The organism is Lentzea sp. NBRC 105346 (assembly GCF_030269605.1).
In the GTDB taxonomy this organism is placed as follows: domain Bacteria; phylum Actinomycetota; class Actinomycetes; order Mycobacteriales; family Pseudonocardiaceae; genus Lentzea.
On the sequence record NZ_BSTQ01000001.1, the window covers coordinates 1,022,801 to 1,040,215 of the forward strand.

Consider the following 17,415-nt stretch of genomic DNA (forward strand, 5'->3'; position numbering starts at 1 on the left):
TCAGGACACGTTTCATTTGGGCCCGGCAGGTCATGTCACGGCCCCGCTGCGGGACAATCCGATCCCATGCGTGACACCCGAATCACCGTCCTCGGCAGCGGACACGCCGGCCTCGTAACGGCCGCCGGGCTGGCGAGCAGAGGCCACTGGGTGATCTGCGCGGACCACGACGAACCGGACGTCGCCGTCGCCGGTCTGCTGGAACCGGGGCTCGGCGCGCTGGTCTCGGACTGCGTGTCGGCCGGACGTCTGTCGTTCACCAAACGAATCCGCGAGGCGGTCGCGGACGCGGACGCGGTGTTCCTGTGCCTGCCGGACGTCCTGGCCGTCGTGCCCGAGATCCGGGCCGTGCTGCCGGCGGGCTGTGTGCTGGTGCTGCGCTCGACGGTGCCGATCGGCACGGCCGACCAGGTCGTGATGCTGCTGGGCCGCCACGACGTCCCGGTCGTCACCAACCCCGGCTTCGTGCGGGAGGGCACGGCGGTGCGCGACTTCCTGCAGCCCGACCGGATCGTCGTCGGCTGCTCGGACCTGGAGGCGGGTGAGTTCGTCGCGGGCCTGTACGGCGATCCGGACGTGCCCGTCGTCATCACAGACCAGCGCACGGCCGAGGTCGCCAAGTACGCGGCGACCTGTTTCCTCGCGGTCAAGCTGTCCTACATCAACTCCATCGCGCGGCTCTGCGAACTGGTCGACGCCAGCGCGTCCGGCGTGGCCGCGATCATGGGGTACGACCACGGGATCGGGCCGTCGCACCTGTGCCCCGGTCCCGGCTGGGGCGGCTCGTCACTGCCGGACGACACCGCCGCCCTGCTGCGCACCGCGGACGCCGTGGGGCTGGACTTCGAGGTGCTGCGCTCGGCCGTCGAGTTCAACCGCTCGCACCAGACCGTGCTCGCGCACCGGATCTACCTGGCCGCCGGTACGGGTCCTGTGCGGATCGGGGTACTCGGCCTGACGTTCAAGGCCAACACCGACAACCTCCGCGAGTCCCCGGCGCTCGCCGTCACGCGGACGCTCATCTCGCTCGGCGCGGAGGTCACCGCCTACGACCCGACCGTCTCGCGGCTGCCGAACGTGCTCACCGTCAACGACGCCCACCACGTGGCCAAGGGGGCGCACGCCATCGCCGTGCTGACCGAGTGGGAGGAGTTCCGCCACCTCGACTGGGAGCTGATGGCGCAGCTCATGGCTGGTGACGTGGTCATCGACACGCGCAACGTGCTCGATCACGCAACACTGCACGACGCGGGGTTGCGGTTGCACGGGTTCGGTGGCTGAATCGGGAGGTGTCGTCGGACCGCAGCACGGCGTCGCCACCGCAGGAGCTGAAATTCTGCCGGTCGGCCGATGGCACGCGCATCGCCTACGCGCGGCACGGATCCGGCCCACCTCTGGTCATCGCGACCTGCTGGCTCAGCCACCTGCAGCACGACTGGCAGAGCCCGGTGTGGCGGCACTTCCTCGCTGAACTCGGCGAGATCGCGACGGTCATCCGCTACGACGAACGCGGGCACGGTCTGTCCGATTGGGACGTCGACGACTTCGGTCTCGAAGCCCGGATCGCCGACATCGAGGCGGTCGTCGACGACGCCGGGGTCGACCGGTTCGCGCTGATGGCCATGTCGCAGGGCGGGCCGGTGTCGATCGCCTACACGGTCCGGCATCCCGAGAAGGTCGAACGGCTCGTCTTCTACGGCAGCTACGCGGCGGCGTTCCGCGACCCCACGCCGGACCAGCTGGAGCTCGACGCGACGTTCGAGCAGCTCATCAAGGTCGGCTGGGCGCGGCCGGACTCGACGTTCCGGCGCGTCTTCACGTCGATGATGATCCCCGGCGGCGCCGAGGAGCAGATGCGCTGGCTGGACGAGCTGCAGCGCGTCTCGACGAGTGCGGACAACGCGTTGCGCGCCCGCAGGCAGCGCAAGCGGGCCAACGTCGTCGAGCTGCTGCCCGAGATCGGCGTGCCGACGCTGGTGCTGCAGTCGCGGGGCGACCGGATGACCAGCTTCGAGGAGAGCCGGTTCCTGGCGTCCACGATCGCCGGCGCCCGGTTCGTCGTGCTGGAGAGCTCGAACCACATCGTGCTCGGCGACGAACCCGCGTGGCCGGTGTTCCTCGACGAGGTCACCGCGTTCCTGCGCCCCGAGGGCAAACCCACCAAGATCAACCTCTCGCCGCGCGAGCTCGACGTGCTGCGGCTCGCGGCCGAGGGACAGGACAACGCGGCGATCGCCGAGCAGCTCAGCCTGAGCGTGCGGACGGTCGAACGCCACCTGACCAACACCTATGCCAAACTCGGGATCCAGGGCAAGGCCGCCCGCGCGGCGGCGGTCGCCCAGCTACTACGCGCACACCGCCAACCCTCCGGCTAGAAATGCGTGTACGCACCGACGCGGCGTGCCCAGCGCGAAACCTAACGTCGGTGCATGACCTTCCTCGACGCTCCTTCCCCGACCGCCGACGCCCGGCGGATGTACGACAACGACGTGGCCCGCGACGGGTACGTGATGAACCTGTCGCACCTGTGGGCACATCACCCGTCCTTCCACAGTGGACTGATCAGGCTGCTCGACGAGGCCGCCACCGAAGCCGGACTGAGCTTCCGGGACCGCGGCGTCCTCATCGTCGCGTGCGCCTCGACCCTGGGGGACGCCTACTGTTCGCTCGCGTGGGGCAAGCGGCTCGCGAGCGTCGCCGGCGACGACACGGCCCAAGCCGTCGTGCGCGGTGACGACAGCGGACTCGACGACCGGGAACGCGTGCTCGCCGGTTGGGCCCGCAAGATCACGAAGAATCCCAACGGCACCACGAAGAACGACACCCAGGAGCTCCGCGACGCCGGGTACGACGACGCACAGATCTTCGCGCTCACCGTGTTCGTGTCGCTGCGGGCCGCCTTCGCCATGGTCAACGACGCGTTGGGCGCGCTGCCCGACGACGCGCTGCTCGACTCGGCGGTCAGCCCCGCCGTCACCTTCGGGAGATTCTGTGCGTGACGCCATCATCGTCGGCGCCAGACCGGCCGGCGCCGCCACCGCGTTGCTGCTCGCCCGCGCCGGACTCGACGTGCTGGTCGTCGATCGCGGCTCCTACGGCACGGACACGTTGTCCACGCACGCGTTGATGCGCGGCGGCGTGCTGCAGCTGGCCCGCTGGGGCCTGCTCGACCGGATCGTCGCCGCGGGCACTCCCCCGGTCCGGCGCACGACATTCCGTTACGCGGGCGCCGAAGTCCCGATCACGATCAAGCCGTCGCCCGGAGTCGACGCGCTGTACGCGCCGCGCCGCACCCTGCTCGACCCGATCCTGGTCGACGCGGCCCGCGAAGCGGGCGCCGAGGTGCGCTACGGAACCACTGTCACCAACGTGATCCGTGAGGACGACACCGTCACCGGCGTCGCCGGACGTACCCGTGACGGACAGCCGTTCCAGGCGAAAGCCAAGATCGTCATCGGCGCGGACGGGTTCCGCTCGACCATCGCGGACCTGGTGCACGCGCCGTTCGACCGGGTCGGCAGGTCGGTCGCGGCCGTCACCTACGGTTACTGGACCGGGCTGCGCACCGACGGCTACGAGTGGAACTTCCGGCCCGGCGCCGCGTCCGGCGTGATCCCCACGAACGACGGCCAGGCGTGCGTGTACGCCAGCGGACCGCCCCGGCACATCGGCCGCGGCGGGCTCGACATCCTCACGCGGATCGTCGCCTTGTCCTCCCCCGGCCTCGCGAAACGCCTCGAACACGCGACACCGCCGCGTTCGCTGCGCACGTTCACCGGCCAGCGCGCGCATCTGCGCCGGGCCCGGGGTCCGGGCTGGGCGCTCGTCGGCGACGCGGGCTACTTCAAGGACCCGCTGAGCGCGCACGGCATCACCGACGCGTTGCGCGACGCCGAACTGCTCGCCCGCTCGATCCTCGACGGCACCGACTACCAGGGCATCCGCGACGCGCTGTCGATCGAGATGTTCGACGTGATGGACGTGATCGCCGGGCATCGCTGGACCGACGACGAGATACCGGAGCTGCTGCTCCGGCTCAACGCCGCCATGTCCGATGAGATCGCCGTTCTGAACAGTTACAGCCTTACTGGTACCTCGGATTCGTCGCGTGCCACTCGAAGCCGCCGCCCATCCACGCCCGCAGTCCCTTGAGGAACCGCTGCAGTTCCGGAGACGGCACGCCGAGCAGGTTGCGGTGCCCCTCCTCGAAGTCGCGCACCAGCTGGTTGTGCAGGTCGACGGTGATCTCCGTGGCCTCCTCGACCGGGATGTTCCGGTCGGCCGCGATCTGCAGCACCATGTTGCAGACCGGCGTCTCGTCCGCGGCGTCCTTCGCCACGGAGAAGAGGTCGTTGACCATCACCGACGCGGTGCCCGCCTGCATCATCAGCTTGCGGACGTGCGGCTCGTAGTAGAGGTTCGCGGTCAGCTCGTAGCCGCCGACGGCGTCGATCAACGTCATCGACGTGTAGAAGCTGTCGTGCTGCCGCGCCGCGAGGTACTCCCACGCCGGCGGGTAGTCGCCGGTGTAGCGCCAGGCGGCGTAGGCATCCCACGAGACGAACATCGCGAACGTCGAGTAGTTCACCCGCTGCACGACCGACGGCGTGCTGCGCGCGCCGAGGTGGTCGATGCCCGCTCGCAACGCGATGAGCACGGGATCGCCGCGCAACGCGTTGTCCAGCTCCAGGGAGAACTCGCCCGCGGGTGCGACCGGGTCCATCGCCGCCATCACCAGCGCCAGCCGTGGCGGCAAAGCCGTTGGCGTGGCGCCACGTTCGCTGTCGTCGGCGTACAGGTCGTCGGCCGCCCACCACGCCGCGTTGAGCTTCGCCGCGATCAGCAGCTGCTCGGGGTCGTTGGTGTCGACGTGGGTGAGCATCGCGAGCCGGCCGAACCCGGCCTTGCGCATCAGCTCCGCCTCGTCCGGCTTGAACCCGCACTCCAGCGCCCACGCGCCGACGCGGTCGTCGACCACCTCGGCGAGCGCCGGGTCCACGCGTTCCGCGATCGGCACGTACATCGGCTTGAACGACCCGTCGCCCCAGCTCCGCTCCACGTAAGCGGGATCGGGAGCAGCGGGCTCGGGTGTTTCGACCTTCGCCAAGAGGCGGGCCGCCGACGTGCCCAGCCCCGAGGGGCCGGGCAGGACGGCGGCCTTCGCGAACTCCGTCACGATCAGATCCGGTCCGCGGCGATCAGCAGGTAGTGGAAACTGTTCTCGCGGTACGCGGTGAGGAACGGGCCCTCGATGCCGGTCGCGACCGACGACTTCTCGCGCAGCTCCCAGTACGGGATCGTCGCCGCGGTCAGGTCGACCACGTTGATCGGCACGAACCCGTTGTCCGCCAACGCCTTGAAGTACGCGCTGCGGGCGTGGATGTTGCAGATGTAGTGCTGGTCGATCTGGCTGACCGCCCGCGACCGGCCACCGGTCACGTCGTTGTAGCAGCCGGTGATGGTGACGTACCGGCCGCCCGTCGGGATGAGCCGCGCGTACTCGGCGAACAGGTTCTGCAGGTCGACGTACATGGTCGACTCGTTGTTCCAGATCGCCTGCATCGAGCCGGTCTCGAACCCGGTGTCGAGCATGTTCTTGAAGTGGTAGCGGACCTTGCCGTCCACGCCGCGCCGGCGGGCCTCGTTGTTCGCGAACTCGACCTGCGTCTCGGAGATGCTGATGCCGTCGACGAAGCAGCCGAACCGGGCGTTGGCCATGATGCTCGTGCCACCGCGGCCACAGCCGGAGTCCATGATCCGGTGCTCCGGCCGGATGTCCCCGAGGTGGTCGAGCAGGACGTCGGCCTGCGCGGTCTCCAGCCGGTGCAGCTCGTTGATGATCGCTTCGTCGCGCGTCTCGGCCGGTGCCTCGAGCACGGCGGGGTCGTAGTCACCGATTCCGTAGTGGTGGTGGAACAGGTTGTCGACCTCGCCGAGCTTGATGTTGACCGGGTCCTTCTCGTGGTTCCAGTAGTTGGCCACCGAACGCTGGTAGTCGGTGCGCAGAACCGGTCGGGCAGTCGTCATGATCCGCAGTGCTCCCCTATGTGCAGGTCTCGTTCGTAACCGAACAGGTGGTGAGCCTGTCAGCCGATCGGCCCGATCAGCCATCCGCCAAGCGGGGTCCTGTCAGTCACCAACGTGTGTCACACCGCGTAACATCATTACGAGACTTAGCGGTATCGTAAATGGCTGTGAAACCCTTTCTAGTCGCGATTTCCGTGGTGGCGCTGACGGCGACACCAGCCGTTGCCGCACCCGACCACAACCCACGCCCGCAGGTGCTCGACGTGGACCTGACGCAGGTCTGCGGCCAGCCGACGGCCGGCCGGGTGAGCATCTATCACCCAACCGGCCGTACGTCTCAAGTGGCGTGGCGCTTACGGCTCAACGGAGCCGTCGCCGCGACCGGCTCGGTCACGATGGAACGCAGCGTCGCCACCGCCGAGTTCTCCTTGCCGGCGGGCGCTTCCGGTGAGGTTCTAGTCGATGCGGGCGGGAATACCTGGCGGGAGAACGTCAACGCGGGCTGCGACCCGGTCCGCGTGGTGTCGGTCGGCGACTCGGTCGTGTGGAACCAGGGTGTCGCGGCGGACCACAAGTTCCCGCGCCGCACCGCCGAACTGCTCGGCGAGGCCACCGGTCGTGGTTACACGCACCGCGACTACTCGATCTCCGGCGCCGTGCTCGACGCGCCCGGCGACGACTGTCCCGGCAAACCCCTCCAGAACGTCGACGACGACGGCGAGATGGAACTGGGCGAGGTCACCGCGCAGATGCCGGACGTGTTCTGCCAGCTCGACCGCGCGGCCGCCGACGGCCCGGTCGACCTCGTGATCATGAACGGCTGCATCAACGACATGGACCCGTTGCTGGGCATCCCGTTCGGCATCACGCCGGGCACCGAGGACGTTCCCACGGCGGTGCGCCGCGAGTGCACCGGCGTCGGCGCCGCGCCGGAGAACCCGGCCAAGGACGTTCCGTACTTCAGCGGCGCCAAGGTCGGCTACGGCGGCCGTGGCATGCGTGCGGCCGTCGAACGCGCCCACGCGCTGCCCGGCCACCCGAAGGTCCTGCTCGTCGACTTCTACTACGCCCTGTCGCGCGCCAGCGGCCGGCTGAGCTCCCAGTGCACCGATCGCGGTTTCGCGGCCGAGGTGCAGACCGAGTGCATGCGGCGGCTCGACCTGGCGCCGCAACGGTACGAGCAGTTCACCCGCCACTCGGCCGAGGCGTACCGGCAGGCGGTGGCGGAGGCCAACGCGGCCTCGCCGGACGGTCCGTACGCAGTCGCCGCCGACGGACTGTTCACTGTGGACAATGCGGTCTTCACCGAGAACCCGCTGGTGTGGCAGTTCCCGACCGAGGACCCGGCCGCGGCGCTGCGTCACTTCGCGTGCCCCGAGTTCAGCCCGACGCCGCCGCAGTGCCTCACCGCGGCGCTCGCCCACCCGAACACGGCCGGATCGCAGCAGTACGCGCAGAACTTCCTGCTCAACCCGAGCCTGCGCAGCTGGTTCAAGCTGCCCGGCGAGGCGCACGAGCTCACCGCGTCGATGAGTGGCAACACGGTTTCCCTGCGGGCACACGGGGTTCCGGGTGCGAAGTACCGCTGGTTCTTCGGCGACGGCACCACCGCCGTCACGCCCGTGCCGACGACGTCGCACACCTACACCACGTCCGGCCCGCACCTGCCGCGCGTGGTCGCCGAAGCCATGGGCGTCCGCTCGCTCCAGGAGGCCACTACACCGGTAGTCATCCGATGACTGTTCGGCGGTCAGGGCAGCACGAAGTGCCCTGACCGTCGATCAGTGCTGCGGTTTTCCTTATCCGCCAGTGCTTTGGAGTAACCCGCACATCGGCCGTTGATTCCGCCGAGCGCCTAGTGCTACAGCTCATACCTCCAATGTTTCGACGATCCGAACGGGAGTCCGAGCATGAGCATCCGGGCCTTCGCCTCGGTCGCGCTGGTCCTGGCGAGCGCACTGACCGTGCCCGTCGCCGGTGCTGCGGCCGGCGCCTCGGTGGTCGCCATCGACAGCGATGACACCGACGCGCAAGTACTCGAGAAGGCGGGCAGCGTCGTCCCGTCCGAACGCCAGCGAACCTGGCAGCGCATGGAACTGACCGCGTTCCACCACTTCGGCCCGAACACGTTCACCGACCGTGAGTGGGGCACGGGCACCGAGGACCCGGACGTCTTCAACCCCGAGGACCTCGACACCGACCAGTGGATGCGCACGTTGCGCGACACCGGGTTCAAGCAGGCGATCCTGACCGTCAAGCACCACGACGGCTTCCTGCTCTACCCGACCCGCTACAGCACCCACTCGGTGAAGTACAGCTCGTGGCAGGACGGCGGCGGTGACGTCGTGCGGTCCTTTGTGGACTCCGCTCGGCGGCACGGCCTCAAGGTCGGCTTCTACCTGTCCCCGGCCGACCTGCACGAGGCCCAGCCGGGCGGCCGGTTCGGCAACAACAGCAAGCCCGTCGAGACGGAGATCCCCGAGGTCGGTCTGGACGGAACCCGGCCCGACGGCCCCCGGTTCACCGTCACCGCCAACGACTACAACCGCTTCTACCTCAACACGATGTACGAGCTGCTCACCGAGTACGGCCACATCGACGAGGTGTGGTGGGACGGCGCGGACGCCGTGGGCGGTAGCAAGGAGAAGTTCGTCTACCCGGACTGGATCCGGCTGGTCCGCACCCTGCAGCCCGACGCGGTGATCTTCCAGGACGGCGGCCCGGACGTGCGCTGGGTGGGCAACGAGAGCGGCGTCGCGCGCACGCGGGAACACAGCGTCCTGCCGTTCAACGGCGAAGCCGACGGCGCCGAGGACCGTCTCACCAAACCGGATGACAACGGCGCAGCCGATCTGGGGAGCAACGCCCTCATCACGCAACGCCGCCCGGACGGCTCGCGCCGGTGGGACTACCTGAAGTGGCTGCCCGCCGAGTGCGACACCCCGATCGGCGGCGGCTGGTTCTGGCACCCCGGCCAGGACCCGAAGTCGTTGGGCGAGCTGCAGTCCATCTACTACGCCTCGGTCGGCCGCAACTGCCAGCTGCTGCTCAACATCGCACCCGACCGCCGCGGCAAGCTGCCCGACGCCGACGTGCAACGCCTGACCGAGCTCGCGCAGTGGCGCCACGACGTCTTCGGCACCGACTTCGCGCGCGGCGCACGGGCGACCGCCACCACGAGCACGCCCGGCAACCCGCCGGCGAGGGCGGTCGACGGCGACGACACCACGTCGTGGCAGCCGACGGGCCGGACCGGCACGCTGACCCTCGACCTGCGGCGTGAACGGACCGTCGGCGCCATCGGGCTCCAGGAGAACCTCGGCGTGGGCCAGCGGGTGACCGGGTTCGCGGTGGACGCGTGGAACGGCAGCGCCTGGCAGCAGGTCGCGACCGGCACGACCATCGGCTACAAGCGCCTGCTCAAACTTTCGCCCTCGGTGACGACGACCCGGCTGCGCCTGCGCGTCACCGCCTCGCGAGCACTGCCCGCGATCGCGTCGTTCTCGGTGCACGCCCCCGGACGCTAACCGGGACGCGGTCGTTCCGGAAACGCCGCGACCAGGCACGGGACCGCCCTGGGACCTCTACGGGACCGGGGTGGCTCGTGGTCAGGCCCGGCACTCCGCCTTCACGGCCGACGCGGCATGGTGCGCGTAGGTGGGCCCGGAGGAGTTCCAGTCCTGCCCGCGGGAGAGCAGTTGCACCGCGAGCTTGCCGCTGCGCACGGAGAACGTCCCGGTCCCGACCCACTTCCCGCGCTGGTCGACCTGCTTGATCACGAACGACCCGATGGGCGACCCGGACGGCCGGTCGCCGTCGAACACACGGTACGAGGTCGGGTTGCCCCCGACCTCTTCCAACGACCCGTTGGGGATGTAGACCGACAGCGAGCAGGACCCCGACGAGATCGGCCCGGTCGAGAACGTCCACAGCCCGAAGGCCGACGAGTCGTCCTTGTTCGCGTCCCCGGACATGGGGATGGACACGAAGGCCGACCCGCACCCGCTGCCGTGGTCGACCCACCCCTCCCTGCCGTCGCGGTACGAGCCCACGCCCGCGAACCCGCCGCAGCCGGGCCCGGCGGTCCCGGAGAACGACGGCGGCGCCTTCACCCCTTGGGCGGGTGTACCCGGTGTACCCGGTGTGCCCGGTGCCGGCGGCGCCTCCGATGTCGGCGGCACGCTGGTGAGCGGCACCGGCGACGACGAGAACTGCCCGATCAGGTTGGGATCGGGCGTCATCACGCCAGGCACATACCCACCGTTGGGCTCGGTCGTCTGCGCGGTCGCGGGCGGCGGCTCCGGCGACCCACCGCTCACGAGCGTTCCGGTGATCACGGCGGCACCGACCAGCAACGCTCCGGCCACGGCGATCACCGGCAGCTTGAACTTCCGCTCTCTGGTCGCAGCGGCGGCGGCCGGCAGCTCCGCTGGCGCCTGCCAACGCGCGGTGATCCGGGCGCGCGCGTCCGCCATGAGGGTGGGGTCAGCAGTCACGTGTGTCGCCGCGTGCGGCTCACCCGGCGACGACGGGACCTCGGTCGACATACTTCCGGCCTCCAACTCTGTTCCGGACAGGAGTACGGGCCGATCACCCCGGAAGCCCACTCCGGGGCGAAAACGAAACCATTTCGCGATGTTATCCGTTGACCTCCGACAACCCGACGGCCCAACGCTCACGACCGAATGGCCCAATGCCTTCGAACCCTTTTCTTCCCAAACAAACCGTGAGAGCGATCCCATTCCCGTGAATTGATCAGGACGCCCATCCGATCGAGATCGGCAATCGTCTTTCGACCACGCCGTGTTGGCCATTGGACACGTTCGCCGTCAATACGATCCGGCCGCCCAAAATCCCCGAGAAGGGTCATCTATTGCGCGTCGTTCCGGACAACCAGCAGATCGCGTGGAACGACACAGCGGTCGACCTACCCCGATCCACGCTCCCGGCGCTGCTCAGACAGGCCGCCGACACGTCACCCGACGTGGTCGCCGTCCGCGACTCCACCGGATCGCTCACCTACTTGGAACTGGTGGAGCGGGTCCACCAGTTCGCGCACCACCTTGATGAACTCGGCGCTCGGCGCGGGACCCGGATCGCCTGCGCACTGCCGCGTGGCATTGATGCCGTGGTCGCGCAGGCGGCGGTGTTCGCGGTCGGTGCGATCTACGTTCCGGTCGATTCTTCGACACCTGCGGCTGGGGACATCGTCGTCGGGCCTGCGGAGATCCGCGATCCGCGCATTGCGGATCAGCCGGCGGTGCCGTTGGACCATGATCCCGGCTTCGAGGACATCGCCTATTTGATCCACAGCTCCGGAGGCCCGGTTGCTGTGTCGCATGGCGCGATCGCTCATTCCACGTTGGCGCGGCTGCATCGGTACGGCGTTGCCGTTCGGCGGTTCGCGCTCATTTCTGCTCTGACGTCCGACGCTTCGCTCGCCGGGATTTGGTGGACGCTGGCGTCCGGCGGCGAACTGGTTCTGTTGTCCCCGGATACGTCCACCGCTGTTGTTGAGCTGACTGCGGCTGTGTCTTCGGGCGGTGTTAGCCACACCCTCCTCACGCCCTCGCTGCACCATGCGCTGTTGTCGGCTGTGGACGAGGTGGCGCCTGGGATGCGGCAGGTGATCGTTACCGGGGCGTCGTGTCCGGCATCGTTGGTGTCCTCGCACTACCGGTTGCTGCCGGAGGTTTCGCTGGTCCAGGAGTACGGGCCTGTTGAGGCCGCTGGGTGGTGCACTTCGGCGACGTTGTCGCCCGGTGCGCCGGTGGCGGTTGGGACGCCTATCGCCAATGCCTCGGTTTGGGTGCTTGCCGGTGATCGGCTTGCCGAGGCTGGTGAGGTGGGTGAGGTGTGCGTTGGTGGCGCCGGTCTGGCGTTCGGTTACCTCGGGGCACCTGGGTTGACTGCCGCTCGGTTCGGGCCGCACCCCGTTGATGCTGGTCGGGTCGTGTTTCGGACTGGGGATCTTGGGCGGTGGCGGTTGGATGGACAGTTGGAGGTATTGGGTTAGTTGGCTTTGGACGCGGCTGCGCCGCGACACGTTGGCATTTTCGTGCGGGCCCGGCGCTAGGGCGCCTGGCCCGCACGAAAATGCCAACGTACCGAGACGGTGGTTGGCCGCCGTCGTGGTCCCGATCCTGTCCAGACTTGCGTCGTTCGGTGCGGTTGCGGGCGTGGCTGGGATGAGGTGGCTGGAGTTCCGTAGATTTATTTTCACCCGATAGTGGTCTCCATTGCGGGGTGGGTCGTTTAATTGTGATCTTGCGGTAGATTTGTGCCATGGACCGAGCGGCGGCTATCGACAATATGCTGTTCATACAAAAGCAAGTTGATTACTGGCAGGCCCAGCTATTGCGTCAGCTGGCCGACTTCGCCATCGGTACCGCCGACGACGAATTCGCGGCGGCCGAGATCGTCGCGGCGATGAAGTGGACCTCGAAGTGGGCCGAGGATCAGCTGCTGGTCGCGCGGGAAACCGTCACCAAGCTGCCCCGCACGGTCGACGCCCTGCAGGCGGGGGAGATCGACTCCTACAAGGCGAAGATCCTGTTCAACTACACCCACCGGCTCACCGCCGACCAGGCCGCAGAGGTCGAGGAACGGGCGCTGGTCAAGGCACCGGGACAGACCAGCACCCAGCTGCGCCGCTCGTTGCAGCGCATCGTGATGGCGGTGGATCCCGAGGGTTGCGCCGAGCGGCGGGAGGCGCGCAAGGCCGAGCGGATCGCCGGGATCGAGGAGCGGGTCGACGACATGGTGAAGCTGTTCGCCTGGCTGCCCGCCGACCGGGGCATTGCGGCTGCGCATCGGGTGGACAAGCTGGCGCGGGCGGCGAAGTTTCCTGGTGACACGCGCACGTTGAGCCAGCGCCGGGCCGACGTGGTCGCGGACATGCTCCTCGCGACGCCCGACCACACCCCGAGCGTGAAGGTCAACCTCAACGTCACCGTCTCCTCGACCACCCTCATGGGCCTGGATGATCACCCCGGCGAACTGCAGGGCTACGGCCCGATCAGCGCCGAACTGGCCCGCGAGCTCGCGGGTGACTCGACGTGGCGTCGACTGCTCACCGATCCGCAGTCAGGGATGCTGCTGGATGTGGGCACCAGCACCTACCGGCCGCCGGAGCATCTGCGCCGGTTCCTGTGGGCGCGTGATCAGACGTGCCGCCAGCCGGGTTGCATGATGCCCGCGCAACGGTGCGAACTCGACCACACGGTGCCCTGCCCCGACGGCCCCACGGCGGCCTGCAACCTGTGCCCCTTCTGCAAGCATCATCATCGCTTGAAGCACAAGAGCAACTGGGCGGTCACCCAGCCGATCCCCGGGCACTTCATCTTCAAGGCCCCGTCGGGAAAGGTGTACGTCCGCGAACCCGAACCGGTCCTCGCTGGCTTCCCGGCCGATCCACCCTTCTAAATCAACAAACAACGAAACTCAAGCCACACATCCCGGCCACGCCCGCAACCGCACCAAAGCTACGCAAGTCTGGGCGGTGTCTGGGGCACGACGGCAGCCAACCACAGACCTCGGTACGTTGGCATTTTCGCGCGGACGCGGCGCCCTAGCGCCGTGGCCGCGCGAAAATGCCAACGTGTCGCGGCGCAGCCGCGTCCAAGCCAGGACCTTCCATCCGTACAAGACCGCAGGCGCCGCCAGGAAGCACCATGGACACCATGCCGACATGGGACGAAGTCGTCGAGATGGCGCAGCAGCTGCCCGAGGTCGAGGTGACGACCTGGTACCGCACCCCGGCCCTCAAGGTCGCAGGCAAGGGCTTCGCCCGCCTACGAACCGAGGCCGAGGGCGGCCTGGTCCTGATGTGCGGCCTCGACGAGAAGGAAGCACTCCTCGCAACCGGCGACCCGGCGTTCTACACGACCCCGCACTACGACGGCCACGGTTCAATCCTCGTCGACCTGACAAAAGTGGACGCCGGTCAACTCAAGGAACTCATCGAGGAGTCCTGGCGCCAAAAAGCCCCGACCCGCCTAAAGCGCGGCGAGGCGTCGCACGACTGACCCAGGCGAAGGCATGGAGGCGATCTCGTCCCGCACCTCCCGCGCAGCAACGCCAAGCTTCTCGTCAGCCAACAGGCGCGACACCAACGAAGCAGACGCGTCGGCCGCAGTCGCCTGAATACCGGCCCCACGATCGTGCACAGCCTGAGCAGTGATGAACCGATCGGAACCATCGGGCAGCACCAGCTGCGGAATACCCTCGGCGAGCGCCGCCAACGCGGTACCCGAACCACCGTGGTGAATGGCCGCGTCAGACGTCCGCAGCAGGCCATCCCAAGGCACCCACCCGTACGAATGAACGTTGGGCGGCAACGGCCCCAGCGTGTCGATGTCCAAGCTACCCATGGCAAGGACGAACTCGGCGTCCACAGCAGAAGCAGCCGACACCACGGCCTCCAGCCGAGCCAGACCGTCCACTTTGGGCGCAATCGTCCCGAGAGTCACGGCGATCCGCGGCCGAGAACCGCGCGGAGGCACCGCACCACCAGTGCTATGCGGGGTAGGACGCAACGGCCACCCGCGCGAGACACCACCCACCATGCTCGGCGGCGCAACATCCAGCGAGTACCCGGCAGGCAGCGCAACGCCCATCTCGTCGAGCATCAGCCGGTGCAGCGGCGCGATATCGGTGAACCCCAGATCGTGCCGAACCGCCGGAACGCCCAGCGCTGCGGCAGCCACAGCCGCGACCGGAAAGACGTAGTCGTACACGATGACGTCTGGAGACCAAGACCGGGCCACCGAAGTCATCTGATCGACCAATACGGAGTTGACCAAGGCAGCCAAGGGCACATATGCCTGCCGATCGGCGGAGTTGGTTTCGAACGTTCGTTGTAACAACTCGGGACGATGTGTTCGCCCCAGCGCACGGATCTCGGTGAACCAATTTACGTTACGGTCGATGTTCACGAAGGGCACATCGCCCACGATCTCGCCGCCCTGCAGTGAGGCGACCAGCACGTCATGCCCCTGCCCCTGAGCGGCTGCAAGCAGGCTGACCAGCGGAAACAGATGTCCGGCGCCGGGTGCGCCACAAAAGAGAACCCTCATGTAGATAATTGTGTTCACACGGGTGCAAGTTTCTATCAGAGTATCGAAAGAAACGAGGATCGCTCAGGTGCCGGAGCGGGTGGTACGGCTTTACAAGAATTATCAACTATCGAACAGCCTGCTGGTGTGGCTGCCGATCTTCTACCTTTACCAGCGTGAAAGCGGTCTCAGCGACGGGCAGATCTTCGGCATTCAGGCGATCTATTACGTCGCGTTCTGCCTGCTGGACGTCCCAACCGGCATGATCGCCGATCGGTACGACTACCGGCGGTTCCTGCAGGCCGGCGCGGCGCTGCTGACACTCGCGAACCTCGTGCCGGTCTTCTTCCCGTCGTACTGGGGCTTCCTCACCCACTTCATGATCATCGCGCTGGCCTACTCGTTCACCTCCGGCGCGGGCAGCGCGTACGTCTACGAGTACCTGCACCGCAGCGGCGCCGACCATGCCTACCGGCAGGCCGAGGGCAGCGCCCGCGCGTACGCGTTGATCGGGCGGGTCGTGTGCCTGCCCGCCGCCGGTGTGCTGATGCAGTGGGAACCGACGGCGCCGTACTGGCTGTCGGCGGTCGCGACGACGGCGGCTTTCGTTGTCGCGCTGCGGTTTCCCAAGCTGCCACCTGGGACTGTCCACCACGAGAACGCGAGTGTCGCGCAGGCGTGGAACGTGCTGCGCCGGGCACCGCTGCTCGCGCTGATCATGGTGCAGGGCGTCGCGATCTTCACGCTCGCGCGGATCCTCCAGGCGAACCTGTTCCAGCCCGTGCTGGACGCCAAACACCTGCCGGTGGCGTGGTTCGGCGTGCTGATGGCGGCCACGCAGCTGTTCGAGGCGGCGGGTGCGGCGCGGCCGGGACTGTTGCGCCGCCGGGTGAGCGACCTCGGAGCCGTGTTCGGCCTGACCGTGATCATGGCGGTCTGCCTGGCGTTCATCGTGCCCGCGGGCATCGCCGGGACGATCGCGTGTCTGTGCGTGTTCTCGCTCGCGACCGGACTGTCGTTCCCCGTGCAGCGGCAGCTGATGAACGACGCGATCAGCGACCCGCGCACCCGCGCGACCCTGCTGTCGGCGGAGTCGCTGATCGACCGGGCGGTGTGCTCCGGCGCGATCTTCGTGCTCGGCAGCTACCTGTCGGCGGGCGCGATGAACACCTTCCTGGTGCACGCCGCGATCACCACCGTGGTGCTGATGATCGCGATCGCCGTGCTGATCAAGTGGGTCCGGCTACGGCAGGGTGACCACCTGCGACGCCACCGCGAGGCCAGCTCCGAACCCGACCAGCAGCGCTGACCCGCCCGGCGCCACCTCCCCGGACGACAGCAGGGCGTCCAGCGCCAGTGGGATCGACGCCGACGACGTGTTGCCCGCCGTCACGACGTCGCGCGCCACGGCCACGTGCGGCGGCAGGCCGAGCTTCGAGGCGATCGTCTCGACGATGCGCAGGTTGGCCTGGTGCGGCACGAGCGCGGCCAGCTCGTCGGCCCGCACCCCGGCCTTGGCCAGCGCGGCCGCGGCGGCCTCGGGCACGTGCTGGGTGGCCCACCGGAACACCTCCTGGCCGGACATGCGCATCGTCGGCCACTCGGCGTCCGGCTTGTCGCGCAGATCGAGCCACGACGACGAGTGCTCGATCAGGTGGTGGTTGCCGCCGTCCGAGCTCCACTCGACCGGGCCGATGCCGCGCACGTCCGACGGACTCACCACGGCCGCGCCCGCGCCGTCGCCGAAGAGGAACGCCGTCGTGCGGTCCAGCGGGTCGATGATGTCGGTCATCTTCTCCGAACCGACCACCAGGACGTGCTCGGCACAGCCACCACGCACCAGGGCGTCCGCGACACCCAGGGCGTGGCAGAAGCCGGCGCACGCGGCGCTGATGTCGAACGCGGCGCATTTGGTGCCCAGTCTCGAGGCGATCTGCGGTGCCGCGGCCGGGCTCTGGTGCAGGTGCGACATCGTCGCGAGGATGACGGTGTCCACTTCGGACACATCGAGACCCGCGCGGGACAGGGCGATCCGGGCGGCCTCCTCGCCCATCGTCACCACGGTCTCGTCCGCACTCGCGTACCTGCGGCTGGTGATCCCCGACCGGCGGCGCACCCACTCGTCGGTGGAGTCGATCAGCGCACACACCTCGTCGTTGCCCACCTCGCGGGCAGGGCGGTACGCGCCGACACTGACGATACGAGATTGCCTCATCAACGCACCCCGCCGCTTAGAAAATGTAGGGAATTCACCAGAAAATAATCTCATTTGGCATTTGCCCGCACTCCGAGTTCAAACATACGCGCCTGAGAATGTGAACGTCCATACACG

Annotated in this window: 15 protein-coding genes; 10 read left to right on the forward strand and 5 right to left on the reverse strand. The window is 68.2% G+C overall.

Features of this window, described 5'->3' with window-relative positions; translation table 11 throughout:
* The first annotated feature begins 66 nt into the window (after positions 1 to 66).
* Genes QSK35_RS03670 through QSK35_RS03685 form a run of 4 tightly spaced genes read left to right on the forward strand, consistent with a single transcriptional unit; the run spans position 67 to position 4,152 of the window.
* Entirely contained in the window at positions 67 to 1,281 is a 1,215-nt protein-coding gene (locus tag QSK35_RS03670) for a UDP-glucose dehydrogenase family protein (protein WP_285742187.1), read from the forward strand.
* Positions 1,282 to 1,289: 8 nt separating this feature from the next.
* A complete protein-coding gene (locus tag QSK35_RS03675) occupies positions 1,290 to 2,375 on the forward strand; it encodes an alpha/beta fold hydrolase (protein ID WP_285742190.1) in 1,086 nt (361 codons plus the stop codon).
* 54 nt (positions 2,376 to 2,429) lie between these two features.
* Complete coding sequence (locus tag QSK35_RS03680) at positions 2,430 to 2,999, forward strand: carboxymuconolactone decarboxylase family protein (protein ID WP_285742192.1); 570 nt, start codon at positions 2,430 to 2,432, stop codon at positions 2,997 to 2,999.
* Positions 2,992 to 4,152, forward strand: a complete 1,161-nt coding sequence (locus QSK35_RS03685; protein WP_285742194.1) for an NAD(P)/FAD-dependent oxidoreductase — start codon at positions 2,992 to 2,994, stop codon at positions 4,150 to 4,152. Before QSK35_RS03680 ends, QSK35_RS03685 begins: the two co-directional genes overlap by 8 nt.
* On the opposite strand, the gene QSK35_RS03690 is transcribed toward QSK35_RS03685, so the two are convergent.
* Both QSK35_RS03690 and QSK35_RS03695 read right to left on the reverse strand, forming a co-directional pair.
* Positions 4,085 to 5,179 carry a family 2 encapsulin nanocompartment cargo protein terpene cyclase gene (locus QSK35_RS03690; RefSeq protein ID WP_285742508.1) on the reverse strand — a complete coding sequence of 365 codons (1,095 nt, stop codon included), beginning with the start codon at positions 5,177 to 5,179 and terminating at the stop codon, positions 4,085 to 4,087. The genes QSK35_RS03685 and QSK35_RS03690 overlap by 68 nt on opposite strands.
* Positions 5,179 to 6,027 (reverse strand): geranyl diphosphate 2-C-methyltransferase, encoded by an 849-nt coding sequence (locus QSK35_RS03695; protein WP_285742196.1) that lies wholly within the window; start codon positions 6,025 to 6,027, stop codon positions 5,179 to 5,181. The genes QSK35_RS03690 and QSK35_RS03695 overlap by 1 nt, the downstream gene beginning before the upstream one ends.
* 167 nt (positions 6,028 to 6,194) lie before the next feature.
* Between QSK35_RS03695 and QSK35_RS03700 the strand changes: the two genes are divergently transcribed.
* Both QSK35_RS03700 and QSK35_RS03705 read left to right on the forward strand, forming a co-directional pair.
* Entirely contained in the window at positions 6,195 to 7,766 is a 1,572-nt protein-coding gene (locus QSK35_RS03700) for a PKD domain-containing protein (protein WP_285742198.1), read from the forward strand.
* A gap of 171 nt (positions 7,767 to 7,937) precedes the next feature.
* Complete coding sequence (locus QSK35_RS03705; RefSeq protein WP_285742200.1) at positions 7,938 to 9,554, forward strand: alpha-L-fucosidase; 1,617 nt, start codon at positions 7,938 to 7,940, stop codon at positions 9,552 to 9,554.
* Positions 9,555 to 9,635: 81 nt separating this feature from the next.
* Here QSK35_RS03705 and QSK35_RS03710 read toward each other — a convergent pair whose 3' ends face one another.
* Positions 9,636 to 10,574 carry a hypothetical protein gene (locus tag QSK35_RS03710; protein WP_285742202.1) on the reverse strand — a complete coding sequence of 313 codons (939 nt, stop codon included), beginning with the start codon at positions 10,572 to 10,574 and terminating at the stop codon, positions 9,636 to 9,638.
* Between the two features lie 266 nt (positions 10,575 to 10,840).
* Here QSK35_RS03710 and QSK35_RS03715 point away from each other — a divergent pair, with 266 nt between their 5' ends.
* The 3 genes from QSK35_RS03715 (at position 10,841) to QSK35_RS03725 (ending at position 14,054) form a co-directional block, all read left to right on the forward strand.
* Positions 10,841 to 12,043, forward strand: a complete 1,203-nt coding sequence (locus QSK35_RS03715) for an AMP-binding protein (RefSeq protein WP_285742204.1) — start codon at positions 10,841 to 10,843, stop codon at positions 12,041 to 12,043.
* 296 nt (positions 12,044 to 12,339) lie between these two features.
* Positions 12,340 to 13,452, forward strand: coding sequence for an HNH endonuclease signature motif containing protein (locus tag QSK35_RS03720; protein ID WP_285742206.1), 1,113 nt, complete (start codon positions 12,340 to 12,342; stop codon positions 13,450 to 13,452).
* Positions 13,453 to 13,709: 257 nt separating this feature from the next.
* Positions 13,710 to 14,054, forward strand: a complete 345-nt coding sequence (locus QSK35_RS03725; RefSeq protein WP_285742208.1) for an MmcQ/YjbR family DNA-binding protein — start codon at positions 13,710 to 13,712, stop codon at positions 14,052 to 14,054.
* On the opposite strand, the gene QSK35_RS03730 is transcribed toward QSK35_RS03725, so the two are convergent.
* Positions 14,025 to 15,104, reverse strand: a complete 1,080-nt coding sequence (locus QSK35_RS03730) for a glycosyltransferase (RefSeq protein ID WP_285742209.1) — start codon at positions 15,102 to 15,104, stop codon at positions 14,025 to 14,027. The two genes, QSK35_RS03725 and QSK35_RS03730, sit on opposite strands and share 30 nt — an antisense overlap.
* Before the next feature lie 67 nt (positions 15,105 to 15,171).
* Here QSK35_RS03730 and QSK35_RS03735 point away from each other — a divergent pair, with 67 nt between their 5' ends.
* Positions 15,172 to 16,392, forward strand: coding sequence for an MFS transporter (locus QSK35_RS03735; RefSeq protein WP_285742211.1), 1,221 nt, complete (start codon positions 15,172 to 15,174; stop codon positions 16,390 to 16,392).
* Here QSK35_RS03735 and QSK35_RS03740 read toward each other — a convergent pair.
* Positions 16,327 to 17,298, reverse strand: a complete 972-nt coding sequence (locus tag QSK35_RS03740; RefSeq protein WP_285742213.1) for a beta-ketoacyl-ACP synthase III — start codon at positions 17,296 to 17,298, stop codon at positions 16,327 to 16,329. The two genes, QSK35_RS03735 and QSK35_RS03740, sit on opposite strands and share 66 nt — an antisense overlap.
* Positions 17,299 to 17,415: the final 117 nt, after the last annotated feature.